This window comes from Roseicitreum antarcticum, assembly GCF_014681765.1.
In the GTDB taxonomy this organism is placed as follows: Bacteria; Pseudomonadota; Alphaproteobacteria; order Rhodobacterales; family Rhodobacteraceae; genus Roseicitreum; species Roseicitreum antarcticum.
Genome location: NZ_CP061498.1, coordinates 2298498 through 2311072 on the forward strand (window position 1 = coordinate 2298498; position 12575 = coordinate 2311072).

Below are 12575 nucleotides of genomic sequence, written 5' to 3' on the forward strand. Positions count from 1 at the left end.
CGGCCCATGCATGTGGCGGCGCGGGCATGGCAAAGCCATAGCGCAAAGTCAGCGACAGGGAAAACCGCTTTTGCCCTGCCCCCCCGTTTTGCCACTGCTGCTTGACGCGCCCGTCAGGCCGGGCGGCGCAACCGCGACTGATAATCCAGCGCCTGCCATTGCGACCGCGCGTGCCAGTCGGCGGCAGGCTGGCGCTGCGCCAGCGAGTCCGAAATCGCGACCTCATCAAACCCCGACCGGCGCGCCATGGCGTATTGATCGGCCAGCACATGCCCGCTGGCGCGCAGCCGTCCGGCATAGCCCAGCCGCCGCAACTGACGGCCCAGCGTGAAGCCGCGCCCGTCGCTGAACGCGGGAAAGGCCACGCGGATCATCGCGGGCGCGGCTGTCACGGCAGCGGTCAGCGCCGCGGCATCCGCATCCGGGGCCAGGTCGACGATCTGATCGGCGCGCAGGCTTTCGGCCAGATCGGCCACGCCAAAGCCGTGGTCATCAATCACAACACTCATGCGGCATCTTCCCTTTTGGCTTCCTGGGGCACGCGCACCGGCTTGCCGCCGATGAAATGGATCCCGCATTCGGTCTTTTCCTGCCCGCGCCAGCGCCCGGCGCGCGGGTCTTCGCCCGCCGCGACGGGGCTGGTGCAGGGCGCGCAGCCGATGGAGGGATAGCCCCGTGCCATCAGCGGGTGGCGCGGCAGCGCGTGCCGGTCGATATAAGCAGACAGATCCGCCGCCAACCAATCCGCCAGCGGGTTGAAGCGCACGCGGCCCGTCGCAACCTCGAACCGCGACAGCGCGGTGCGGGTGTCGGCCTGATGCCGCTTGCGCCCGGTGATCCAGCCGTCGAAACCCTGCAAGGCGGCCTCCAGCGGGCGCGATTTGCGCAGGGCGCAGCAGGCATCGGTGTCAACGCGGTGCAGCCTGCCCTGCGGGTCTTCGGCTGCCAGCTCGGCGCGGTCGGGGCCAATCACCCGGATGTCGCGCAGATCCAGCGTCTTGGCCAGTTCGTGCTGATACGCCAGCGTCTCGGCAAACAGCATCTGCGTGTCGATGAACAACACCGGCGTGTCGGGCGCGACCCGCGACACCATGTGCAGCAGCACGACCGATTCCGCCCCAAAGGACGACACCAGCGCCAGACGGCCGGCATCCGGGTCGCGCAAGGTCGCGCCGATCAGATCAGCCCCGGACAGCGCATCGTGGCGCGCGCGCAGCGCATCGGCGCGGGCGATGGGATCATGCAGCATTGGCTTGATCCGCATCATATAGCGCGGCCTTGAACGGTGCCGCACCAAGGCGGCGATATGCCTCGACAAAGGTTTCGTCCGACGAGTCGCGCTGCGCCAGATAGGCGCCCACCACCCGCTCGATCGCGGGAACGATGGCGTCATAGGCAAAGCCAGGCCCGGTGCGCTCACCAATCGCGGCAGTTTCGGTCGCGTCGCCGCCCAGTGTGATCTGATAGCTTTCGACGCCGCCCTTCTCCAGGCCCAGGATGCCGATATGCCCGACATGGTGGTGCCCGCAGGCGTTGATGCAGCCCGAGATCTTGACCTTCAGCCCGCCGATGTCCCGCTCGGTCTCGGCGAAGCGTTCCGCGATGGCCTGCGCCACGGGGATCGACCGCGCCGTGGCCAGCGCGCAGTAATCCATGCCGGGGCAGGCGATGATATCCGAGATCAGGCCAACATTCGCCGTCGCCAGCCCGGCGGCGCGCAGCGCCGCATGCACGGCCGGCAGATCGGCGCGATGGACATGGGGCAAGATGACGTTTTGCTCGTGGCTGATGCGCAGCTCATCATAACCATATTGCGCCGCCAGATCGGCCAGCACGCGCATCTGATCGGACGAGGCATCGCCGGGCGTTTCGCCATGCGCCTTCAGGCTGACCGTGATGATCGCGTGATCGGCGCGACGGTGCACCTCCAGGTTGGTATCGGCCCAGGCGCGGAACACCGGGTCGCTGGCACGGGCATCCTCATAGGCACCAAACGGCCCGTCGCGGAACACCGGCGGCGCGAAATCGGCAGTGATATGGGCCAGTGCGGCCTGATCCTCGCCCGTCCATTCGGGGCGGATCTCGACAAAACGGGCCTCGACCTGATCGCGCATCGCCTCCAGCCCCATCTCGAACAGGGTGATCTTGATGCGTGCCTTGTACTTGTTGTCCCGCCGTCCCTGGGCGTTATAGACGCTCAGGATCGCCTCGACATAGGGCAAGAGATCGGCGCGCGGCAGGAAGTCGCGGACCACCCGGCCCAGCATCGGGGTGCGGCCAAGGCCACCGCCCATGGTGACCTCGAACCCCGGCTGGCCGTCGCGTTCGATCATGCGCAGGCCGATGTCATGCGCGCGGGTCACGGCGCGGTCATTCGGGCTGCCGGTGATGGCGATCTTGAACTTGCGCGGCAGGAACTGAAACTCGGGATGGTCAGTGGACCATTGCCGCAGCAATTCAGCCACGGGGCGCGGATCGGCGATCTCATCGGCGGCAGCGCCCGCGAAATGGTCGGCGGTGACGTTACGCACGCAATTGCCGCTGGTCTGGATGGCATGCATCCCCACATCGGCCAGCGCGTCCAGAATATCGGGCACATCGTTCAGCAACGGCCAGTTGAACTGGATGTTCTGCCGCGTGGTGAAATGGCCATATCCCTTGTCCCAGCGATCCGCGATCATGGCAAGCTGGCGCATCTGGGCGCTGCTGATCGTGCCATACGGAATGGCCACCCGCAGCATGTAGGCATGCAATTGCAGATAGAGGCCGTTCATCAGCCGCAGCGGCTTGAACTCATCCTCGGTCAGCGCGCCCGAGATACGGCGCGCCACCTGTTCACGAAACTGCGCAGTGCGGGTGCGCACGAAGGCTTCATCGAATTCGGTATATTTATACATGGGCGGGTACTTTGCATTCGGGTGGAAAGGGCGGGCAGAGGTGTTGCGGCGTCAGGCCCGACAGCTTTCGGCCTGCTTGCCGTGGGGCCGGTTCGACGGGCCACGCGCGCGAAACACATCGCGGAAATGCACCGGCTCTGGCCCATCCGGCCCGGCCTGCGCGGCGGCAAGCCCCGCCCCCACGACCTCCGCCGCCCAATCGCGCGCCAGTTCGGCCTGCGCCACATCGGCATCGGTGAAAAGACGCGCGCGGGAATGTTCGGGCGTCCAGCGGCCCGCGTCGTTCAGATACACCACCTCGCCGGTCAGCAGGTGGTTCGCGGCGATGACAGAGGGGGTAAAGGCGCGGCTCATTGAAGGGCCTCCTGCAACATTGCGGTAATTTCAGCGGCGGGCGTAGTGGCCCCCTTGGCGCTGCGGTTGCGGGCGGTGACACCCAGCAACAGCACGGCGGGGCCAGCCATATCGGCCACCGCCTGCGGCAATTCGGCCAGCGTGGTCAGGCGCACGCGCTGATCGGCGCGGGTCGCATTTTCCACGATCGTCACCGGCGTCTCGGCCGCCGCGCCATGCATCAGCAAGCGGCCCTGAATGAACCGCGCCGCGCGCTTGCCCATGTAGATCGCGGCGACCATGCCGGGCCGGGCCAGCGCCTGCCAATCCTGTTCGGCAAATCCCTTGGTGTCATGGCCCGAAACCAGCCGCACGCTGCTGTTGCGCCCGCGCCGGGTCAGGCTTTGCCCCACTGCGGCTGCCGCCCCCGATGCCGCCGTGATCCCCGGCGTCACGGCCCAGTCGATGCCCGCGGCGTCCAGCGCCTCGGTCTCTTCATCCAGCCTGCCAAAGACGCTGGCATCGCCCCCCTTCAGCCGCACCACATGCGCGCCCGTGGTCGCATGGTCGATCATCAACTGGTTGATGGTGTCTTGCGGGGTCGAGGGGCCAAAGCCCTCCTTGCCGACCGCGATCATCAGCGCTTCGCGCCGTGCAAGCTCCAGCACCTCGGGCGCGATCAGCCGGTCGTGGATCACCACATCGGCACGGTCCAGAAGCCGCCGCGCACGCAGGGTCAGAAGGTCGGGATCGCCCGGCCCCGCGCCCACCAGATCCACATGCCCCGGCCCGTCAGCCATGCCGTTCAGGTGCTGCGCCAGCGTATCCTGCAACGCGGCCTGCAACGCGGGCGCGCCGCCCTGCTCAAAGGCACGCGGGCCGGTGGTGTCGTAATACTGCGCCCAGAAATCGCGCCGCTTGCGGCCCATGGGCAGGGCATCGGCGGCATGACGGAAGGTTTTGGCCACGCGGGCCAGGATGCCGGTGGCTGCGGGCAGGCGCGCCTCCAGATCGGCCTTGATCTTGCGCGCCAGAACCGGTGCCGCGCCCTCGGTGCCGATGGCCACGACAACGGGATCACGGTCCACGATGGCAGGCGTGATAAAATCGCTGTCCGACAGGTTATCCACGATATTGACCAATACCCCGGCGCGGTGGCCCAGCGCCCGGGTGCGCGCGTCATCCACAGCATCCTCGGCCGCACCATAAACCAGCCGCGCGCCGATCAGATCGCAGGGCACCAGCGCGCGCCGATGCAGCGCCAGCCGCCCCGCACTGGCCCAATCCTCGATGTCAGACGCCAGATCTACCGCCGCGCCGTGCAACGTCGCAGGGGCGAAGACCTCGATCCGGGCTTGGGTCTTCAACAAGAGCCGAAGCTTGGCCACAGCGGCATCGCCACCGCCGGTGACGACCACGCGGGCCGCAGCCGTGTCCAGAAATATCGGAAAATGCTGCATGCGCGAAACTCCAAATCTACAGCCCAACCATAGAATATTGTTCCGCAACAGCGCAATATAGCCCACCTCATAAGAAAACTGTTCGCGTTAAGCGTCGCGAAAAGCCCCGTTTTCCCGCCAAATGCCGCAACCGCGACACAGTCATCCCTGCGGCGGTGCGGGCGGGGACACATTTCCCGGGCCATCCGGTCATTCTGGCGCAAAACCGACACGCCGCCCCGCGATGCCCCGGCTGCCTGGTGAACGACTGATTCCGCCCCGCCCTGACACCTGCCTGGAAGCGACTTTGCAAATGTCGCGTGGCACGAAACTCTGCACGCCGCGCTGACGCCCCAAGTATGTCGCAAACAGACGTTTTGTGTCGTTTTTCACCTTGCATCCTGTCCAGACTGCCGCACGATAGCCCTTGTCAGGCGGATGTTTGCATAATCATGGCGTGTCGGGTATCAGGCCCGCGTCGGATAGGATGCGGACAGTCTCATACAGGCAGTCCGATGCAGACACCGGCTGAATTTCGCGGGGCATTTTTCCTGCGGCGATAAGCGCCAATGCCATGCGGCCACGCAGATCATCGACCGGCCCGCAGCAGGCGCACGCGGCGAACGAGAAGAACGATAACAGACCGTCGGCAGGGCCCGCGCAGCCATTGATTGCGCGTGTCCGGTGACCTGCGGCAACGGAAAGGAACAAGCATGAGCGACAGCGAAAAGTCTTCGCATCAAGACGACCCGAAAGAGGATCAGGACACCGGCGAAGACAACGGTATCGAAGCGATCCCCGGGCCCGAAGGCGAAACCGAAATCATCGAAACCGATTACGAAATCGGTCAAGACAACGTCGCCGCCCGGCGGTGGGTGTTTGAATTCGATGTGCACAACCCGGTTTTCCCGGTCTCGGCATTGGCAATTCTGCTTTTCACCTTCTTTGCCCTGGCGTTCCAGACGCAGGCTGAACCGATGTTTGTCGGGCTGCGCGACTGGCTGACCGGCAATGTCGATTGGTTCTTCCTGCTGTCGGGCAACATCTTCGTGCTGGTCTGCCTGTTCCTCGTGGTGTCACCGCTGGGCAAGGTCCGCCTGGGCGGGCCAGAGGCGACGCCGGATTACAACTATATCGGCTGGTTCTCGATGCTGTTTGCCGCAGGCATGGGCATCGGGCTGATGTTCTATGGCGTGTCCGAGCCGATGTCGCATTACGGCGCGGCAGTCGGCGGCATCGTCACGGACGCGAACGGCGTGCGCACCGACTGGGCCCCGCTTGGCGGTGCCGAGGGCGACCCCGAGGCCGCGCGGCGGCTGGGCATGGCGGCGACGATCTTCCATTGGGGTCTGCACCCTTGGGCGATCTACGCGGTCGTGGCGCTGGCACTGGCGCTGTTCAGCTACAACAAGGGTCTGCCGCTGACGCTGCGGTCGGCCTTCTACCCGATCTTTGGCGAACGTGTCTGGGGCTGGCCCGGGCATATCATCGACATCATGGCCGTGCTGGCCACGATCTTCGGCCTTGCAACCTCGCTGGGAATTGGCGCGCAGCAAGCCAGCGCAGGCCTGGACTTCCTGTTCTCGCTGGGCACCAGCAACGCAGTGATGATCTTGCTGATCGTCGCGATCACCGCCGTGGCCATCGGGTCGATCATCCGGGGCCTCGATGGGGGGGTGAAAGTCCTGTCCGAGGTGAACATGGGACTGGCGCTGCTGCTGCTGGGCTTCATCATCATCGTCGGGCCGACTCTCGCCATCCTGACAGGCTTCTTCGAAAACCTGTGGGCCTATGGTCAGAACCTTCTGCCGCTGTCGATGCCCTTTGGCCGTGAAGATGCCAACTTCTCGCAAGGGTGGACGGCATTCTACTGGGCCTGGTGGATCAGCTGGTCACCGTTCGTGGGCATGTTCATCGCCCGCGTGTCCCGGGGCCGCACAGTGCGCGAATTCCTGATCGCCGTGCTGATCGTTCCGACGCTGCTGTCGGTGCTGTGGATGACCGCGCTGGGTGGCACCGCCATCGGCCAGCTCATCAACGACGGCTATACCGGTGTGCAGGATGCGGCGCTGGAACTGACCTTGTTCCAGATGCTGACGCAATTGCCGCTGACAATGATCACCTCGTTCGTGGGCATCGTGCTGGTGATCGTGTTCTTCATCACCTCGTCGGACTCCGGTTCGCTGGTGATCGACACGATCGCTGCGGGCGGCAAGACCAATGCGCCGGTCATCCAGCGCGTGTTCTGGGCCAGCTTTGAAGGCATGGTGGCGATTGCACTGTTGCTGGGCGGCGGTCTGGCGGCCTTGCAGGCCATGGCAGTGTCTACCGGCCTGCCGTTCACCTTCGTGCTGCTGGGCGCGTGCTACGCCGTTGTTCGCGGCTTGATGAACGAACCACGCTGACGCAACCTTTGCCGCGCCGGGAAACCGGCGCGGCAAACCCTGGAGACACCTGCGGCTTGTCATCACAGGGTCGTCCCCATATGTCAGACGTGCCTCAGGGCAGGCAGCCAACGGACAGGGCATATCATGGGCGATCTGGACAGCATGCAAAAACGGATACCGACGGGCAGCTTCTGGCCGCTGCCCCGGGCGCATACCGCCGATGGCTCCCCCCGCGGCACCGGGGTCGAGATTGAATTTGCCAACCTAACCGAAAACGCCACCGCGCAAATCGTGCAATCCCTCTGGGGCGGCAGGATCGTCGCTGCAAACGACCATGACATCACGGTCGAAGGCGGTCGCCTCGGTGATGTGCGCATCGAGCTTGATCTTTTCCTGCGCGACAAGGCGGGCTCGGTCCTGGCGGACAAGCTGCTGGACTTGTCGCGCACCGTCGTCCCGGTCGAGATCGTGACCGCGCCGCTGTCGCCTGCGGATATGCCCGAATGCGATGCGCTGGCTGACGCGCTGGCACATGCCGGGGCAAAAGGGTCGCAAGACGGCGTGCTGTTCGGCTTCGGCGTCCACCTGAACCCCGAGGTTTCCGCCGAGACCGCCGATGCCATCGTGCCAACCGTGCGCGCCTATGGGTTGGTCGAGGACTGGCTGCGCGCCATTGACCCGCCCGACCCGTCGCGCCGGCTGCTGCCCTTCGTCGATCCCTGGCCGCACAAACTGGTTGATGCACTGGCGGCAGATGCGGCGGACTGGACGCTGGATGACCTGACACGCAATTACCTCGACCTCTCGCCCACCCGCAACCGGGGGTTGGACCTGCTGCCCCTGTTGACGCATCTGCGCGCGGATCTGGTAGCCCGCGCCCTGCCCCAGGGGACGAAGGGCGGACGCCCCACCTTTCACTACCGCCTGCCCGAGGCCCGGCTGGGCGACCCGCAATGGTCGGTCGCGTATGAATGGAACCGCTGGGTTCTGGTAGAACGTATCGCCGCCGATCCCGCGCTGCTGGCCGCGCTGGCGCAGTCCTGGACCGACTGGCGCGCCGGCCTGCCCGGTTTGCGCGGCACCTGGGCCGATGTGGTTGCAGGCCACCTGGACCGCGCGGGTATCTGGGCATGACCCCACGCGCCCTTGACCTTCACACCATGGCAGACCCGCACCAAAAGGCACCGGCGGCGTAAATGCAGCACACCAAGAAACCCGGCACCCCAAAGCCCTGCATCGGCGTCACGGTTTCCGCCCGCACCGGCTGGCGGGTGTTTCCCTTCATGGCGCTGAACGTCTGGCTGGCCGGCGGCACCGCCATCCGCTGGGACAGCCGCAAGCAGGCCGACATGACGGCGGTGGATGGGCTGATCGTCGGCGGCGGTGACGACATCTCGCCTGAACTCTACAAGGGCGAACTGGTCGCCAGCGCCCGGCTGGACCCGAAGCGCGACGCGCTGGAACGGCGGCTGGTGCTAGAGGCATTCGCGGCAGGCAAACCCGTGCTGGGCATCTGCCGGGGCGCGCAGATGATCAACATCGCGCAGGGCGGCAACCTGCATCAGCGCGCCTATGACCATTATACCGACAGCCGCTACCTGCGTACGATCCTGCCGCGCAAAAGCATCATTGTCGCGGCAGGGACCACGCTGGCCGCGCTGGCGGGCACCCAACCGATGCGCGTCAACGCCCTGCACACGCAGGCGGTGGACCGGCTGGCCGATGGGCTGCGGATCGCTGCGCGCGACGAAGGCGGCATGGTGCAGGCCGTTGAGCGCGCCGCGCCCCCCTTCGCCATCGGCGTGCAATGGCACCCGGAATACCTGATCTATGCCCGCCGCCAGCGCGCCCTGTTCCGCGCACTGGTAGAGGCAGCGCGCGCCTGACAGGCAGCGGCGTGGGACCGGCAGCCGGACACTACAACAGCCCGCGCTTTTCTGCCCGTTCCAGGAGCATCCGCACCGATGAAGGCTGCCAGCGCGTGCGCCCGCGCGGGGTGCGCTCGCGCATCGCTTCCAGCCGGTCGCAGATGGATTGCAACGTGATCTCGGGGTCGGCACCCTTGATCCCCGCGACGATCGCCAGCAGGCGGTCATCCACATCCGACCGTTTGGCGCGGTCCAGCACGCGGCGGTCCAGAAACCCGTCCTTGACGTAACGCTGCACCGCGCGCGTCAGGCGCGGAACGGACCAGGGCGTGCGACCCTTGGGCAACTGGCTGTTGATGATGCGCGCCACATCTTCCCAGGCCATCTCGGGGCGCAGGCGCCGCACCAGCGGCACCCATTCCGGCGCGCTGGCATTCAGCGCCTCGAAATACGCCTCATCGCGCGCCAGCGCGATCTTGCGCCGTGCGGCGGGGTCGCCCGCGCGCAAACCGGGATTGCCGCCCACACGCCCCTGCGCCCGGGCCGATTCCAGCCCGGCAATGGTGCGTTCCCGGATCAGCGCGCGTTCCAGCTCTGCCGCAGCACCCAGTACCTGAAGGGTGAATTTGCCCTGCGGGCTGCTGGTGTCAATGGGATCGCGCAGCGACCGGAAGAAGGCGCCCCGCGCCTCCAGCGCCTCGATCACCTCCAGCAGATGCGACAGCGACCGCGCCAGCCGGTCGATGCGCACCACCAGCAGCACATCGCCCGGGCCAACCCGCGCCAGCACCCGTGCCAGCACTGGCCGTGCGCGCGACCCGCCAGAGGCATGTTCTTCATGGATCTCGACACAGCCTGCCGCCCGCAGCTCATCACGCTGCGGCGAAACGGTCTGATCTTCGGTCGAGACACGGGCATAGCCCACAAGCGTCATGGTGGCGGCATCCTGCAACGGCGGGGTTTACCCGATGTGCCGGGTTTCCGCGCCCCTGTCCAGCCCGCGACCCATCTGCCCCGTCACCCCGCGTCCCCTGTCAGATCGAGACCTGCGCCAGCAACTGGTCGCGCGCCACCTCGGCCGCCGGTTTCGACAACACCACCGACCCGCGCTTCAGCACACAAAACTCATCCGCCAGATCGTACGCAAAATCAAAGAACTGCTCGACCAGCACGATTGCAATCTCACCCTCATCGCGCAGCAACGAGATGACATTGCCGATCTGCTTGATGATATTGGGCTGAATGCCCTCGGTCGGCTCATCCAGCAACAGGACGCGCGGGCGCGCGATCAGGGCGCGGGCGATGGCCAATTGCTGCTGCTGCCCCCCCGACAGATCGCCACCGCGCCGGTCCTTCATCTGCGCCAGCACAGGGAACAGATCATAGATCCGGTCGGGGATCTTGTGATCGGCCTTCGGCAGACAGGCAAAGCCGGTTTGCAGGTTTTCCGTGACACTCAGCAGCGGAAACACCTCGCGGCCCTGCGGAACATACGCGATGCCCGCCTGTGCCGCCTGCGCCGGGCCGGGGTGGTTCAGCGCCACATCATCCAGCGTGATCGTGCCGCTGCTATAGGGATGACGCCCGGCGATGGCCTTCAGAAGGCTCGTCTTGCCCACGCCATTGGTGCCCATCACAGCGGTCACAGCCCCCGGACGCGCCGTCAGATTCACGTCGTACAGGATCTGCGAGGCCCCGTAATGCAGGGTCAGGTCGGTGACATTCAGCATGATCTAGCGCCCCAGATAGACATCAATGACTTCCTTGTTCGCGGTCACATGGTCCAGCGAGCCTTCGGCCAGCACCGTGCCTTCGTGCAGCACCGTCACCTTGCAATTCAGGCGGCGCACGAATTCCATGTCATGTTCGATCACCACCACCGCCCGGGTCTTGGCCGCGCGCACCAGAAGGTCGGTGGTATGCTCGCGCTCTGCCGGGGTCATCCCGGCCGCAGGTTCATCCACCAGCAACAGGCGCGGGTCCTGCGCCAGCAGCATGCCGATTTCCAGCCATTGCTTCTGCCCGTGACTCAGATCGCCCGCGCGGCGCGGCAGATCGTCCAGCAGCCCGACCTCGGTCGCCAGTTCGGCGATGCGCGCGTCGCCCGCCGCGTTGGGGCGGAACAACAGCACATCGAACGGCCCGCGCTTGTTGCGCAGGGCCATGGCGAAATTCTCGGCGACGGTCTGTTCCTCGAACACCGTGGGCTTCTGAAACTTCCGCCCGATCCCGGCGCGCGCGATCTGCGATTCAGACATGCCCAGCAGCGACACCGATTTCTCGCCCCAGATCACATGGCCACTGTCAGGCCGGGTCTTGCCGGTGACGATGTCCATGAACGTGGTCTTGCCCGCGCCATTCGGCCCGATCACCGCGCGCAACTCTGGCTCGGCAATCGCGATGGACAGGTTGTTGATCGCGCGAAAGCCGTCAAACGTGACGCTGACGCCGGAAACCTCCAGTAATGTGCTCATGGTTTCCTCACCAGATAATCGAACAATCCGCCGATGCCCTTTGGAAAGAACAGCGTCACGGCAACAAAGCCCAGACCCAGCAGCACCAGCCACCAATCGGTCCAGTTCAGTTGATAGAAGCCAAAGTTGATGTTGGGCGCGCCGCCGCCGGTGAACCAGCTTGACGCCAGCGACACCACCGCCGCGCCGATCACCGCGCCATAAAGCCGCCCGCGCCCGCCGATGGCCACCCAGACCGCCAGATAGATCGAGGCGATGGGCGCGATCTCGGCGGGGTTGATGATCCCCGCCTGCGGGTAATACAGCGCGCCCGCAATGGCCGACACCACGGCCGTCAGGGTAAAGACGAACAGCTTGTAGCTTTCGACATGATAGCCCAGAAACCGCACCCGGTTTTCATTGTCCCGGATCGCGCGCACGACCGAGCCGAACTTGCCCGAAACGACCCAGGCGAACAAAAGATACCCCAGCCCCAGCGCCAGCGCCGACGCCCAGAAGAACCACAAAGCCACTGTTGCCTGCGGCACGTCCAACAGGCCCGGAATGTTTTGCAACCCAGACAGCCCGTTGTTGCCACGCAGCCCGGTGTCGTTTTGAAACAGGTACAGCGACAGCGCCAGCGTCATCGCCTGCGTCAGGATCGACAGATAGACCCCCGTCACGCGCGACCGGAAAGCCAGCCAGCCAAACACCAGCGCCAGCAGCCCGGGCACCAGCACGACGACCAGCAGTTGCAACACCAGACTATCGGCAAAGCCCCAGATCCACGGCAATTGGTTGCTGCCCACGACGCCAAAGATCTGCGTGGCGATGGCATCGGTCACCTCCACCTCGGTGGGCGGAATGGCGGCATTCGACAACGACTCGCGGATGATGATCTCGGTGCGGGCATACATCAGCCACATGCCAATGGCATAGCCGCCCAGCCCGAAGAACGCGAAATGCCCCAGGCTCAGGATGCCGCAATAGCCCCAGACGACATCCATCGCCACGGCGATCAGGCACAGGCACAGCGTCATGCCCAACACTTTCACCATCGAGGTAGACAGCACCGCCAGCCCGAAACCTTCGGCCAGCACGGTCACAAACAGCGTGAACAGCGCCAGCGCCAGCAAGAACCACATCACGGACGGGTTCTGCGCCAGAAAGCTCTTGCGGGGAACAGGTTTTTTCATCG

At 65.5% G+C, this 12575-nt stretch carries 12 protein-coding genes; 3 read left to right on the forward strand and 9 right to left on the reverse strand.

Annotated elements, in window-relative coordinates:
• Positions 1-113 precede the first annotated feature (113 nt).
• From H9529_RS11035 to cysG, 5 genes are read right to left on the reverse strand one after another with little or no spacing between them, the layout of a single operon-like run.
• Positions 114-509, reverse strand: a complete 396-nt coding sequence (locus H9529_RS11035; protein ID WP_092884253.1) for a DUF934 domain-containing protein — start codon at positions 507-509, stop codon at positions 114-116.
• A complete protein-coding gene (locus tag H9529_RS11040) occupies positions 506-1267 on the reverse strand; it encodes a phosphoadenylyl-sulfate reductase (RefSeq protein WP_223814142.1) in 762 nt (253 codons plus the stop codon). The genes H9529_RS11035 and H9529_RS11040 overlap by 4 nt, the downstream gene beginning before the upstream one ends.
• On the reverse strand, positions 1239-2897 hold the full coding sequence (locus H9529_RS11045) for a nitrite/sulfite reductase (protein ID WP_092884255.1): 1659 nt from the start codon (positions 2895-2897) through the stop codon (positions 1239-1241). Before H9529_RS11045 ends, H9529_RS11040 begins: the two co-directional genes overlap by 29 nt.
• A gap of 51 nt (positions 2898-2948) precedes the next feature.
• Complete coding sequence (locus tag H9529_RS11050; protein ID WP_092884257.1) at positions 2949-3251, reverse strand: DUF2849 domain-containing protein; 303 nt, start codon at positions 3249-3251, stop codon at positions 2949-2951.
• Positions 3248-4690 carry a siroheme synthase CysG gene (cysG, locus tag H9529_RS11055; RefSeq protein WP_092884259.1) on the reverse strand — a complete coding sequence of 481 codons (1443 nt, stop codon included), beginning with the start codon at positions 4688-4690 and terminating at the stop codon, positions 3248-3250. Before cysG ends, H9529_RS11050 begins: the two co-directional genes overlap by 4 nt.
• Positions 4691-5382: 692 nt before the next feature.
• Here cysG and H9529_RS11060 point away from each other — a divergent pair.
• The 3 genes from H9529_RS11060 (at position 5383) to H9529_RS11070 (ending at position 8942) form a co-directional block, all read left to right on the forward strand.
• Positions 5383-7074, forward strand: a complete 1692-nt coding sequence (locus H9529_RS11060; RefSeq protein WP_092884263.1) for a BCCT family transporter — start codon at positions 5383-5385, stop codon at positions 7072-7074.
• A 126-nt stretch (positions 7075-7200) separates the two neighbouring features.
• Positions 7201-8190 carry an amidoligase family protein gene (locus H9529_RS11065; protein WP_092884265.1) on the forward strand — a complete coding sequence of 330 codons (990 nt, stop codon included), beginning with the start codon at positions 7201-7203 and terminating at the stop codon, positions 8188-8190.
• Between the two features lie 62 nt (positions 8191-8252).
• Complete coding sequence (locus H9529_RS11070) at positions 8253-8942, forward strand: gamma-glutamyl-gamma-aminobutyrate hydrolase family protein (protein WP_092884268.1); 690 nt, start codon at positions 8253-8255, stop codon at positions 8940-8942.
• A gap of 31 nt (positions 8943-8973) precedes the next feature.
• Here the strand turns inward: H9529_RS11070 and H9529_RS11075 are convergent, their stop codons facing one another.
• The 4 genes from H9529_RS11075 to urtC all read right to left on the reverse strand — a co-directional run bounded on the left by H9529_RS11075 (position 8974) and on the right by urtC (position 12573).
• Positions 8974-9858 carry a recombinase family protein gene (locus tag H9529_RS11075; RefSeq protein WP_092884270.1) on the reverse strand — a complete coding sequence of 295 codons (885 nt, stop codon included), beginning with the start codon at positions 9856-9858 and terminating at the stop codon, positions 8974-8976.
• 100 nt (positions 9859-9958) lie between these two features.
• The gene (urtE, locus tag H9529_RS11080) at positions 9959-10654 is read right to left on the reverse strand and encodes an urea ABC transporter ATP-binding subunit UrtE (protein WP_092884272.1); all 696 of its coding nucleotides are present in this window, start codon (positions 10652-10654) and stop codon (positions 9959-9961) included.
• A 3-nt stretch (positions 10655-10657) separates the two neighbouring features.
• Positions 10658-11398 carry an urea ABC transporter ATP-binding protein UrtD gene (gene urtD, locus H9529_RS11085; protein WP_092884274.1) on the reverse strand — a complete coding sequence of 247 codons (741 nt, stop codon included), beginning with the start codon at positions 11396-11398 and terminating at the stop codon, positions 10658-10660.
• Positions 11395-12573: an urea ABC transporter permease subunit UrtC gene (urtC, locus tag H9529_RS11090; protein WP_092885271.1), complete on the reverse strand. Its 1179-nt coding sequence runs from the start codon at positions 12571-12573 to the stop codon at positions 11395-11397. The genes urtD and urtC overlap by 4 nt, the downstream gene beginning before the upstream one ends.
• Positions 12574-12575: the final 2 nt, after the last annotated feature.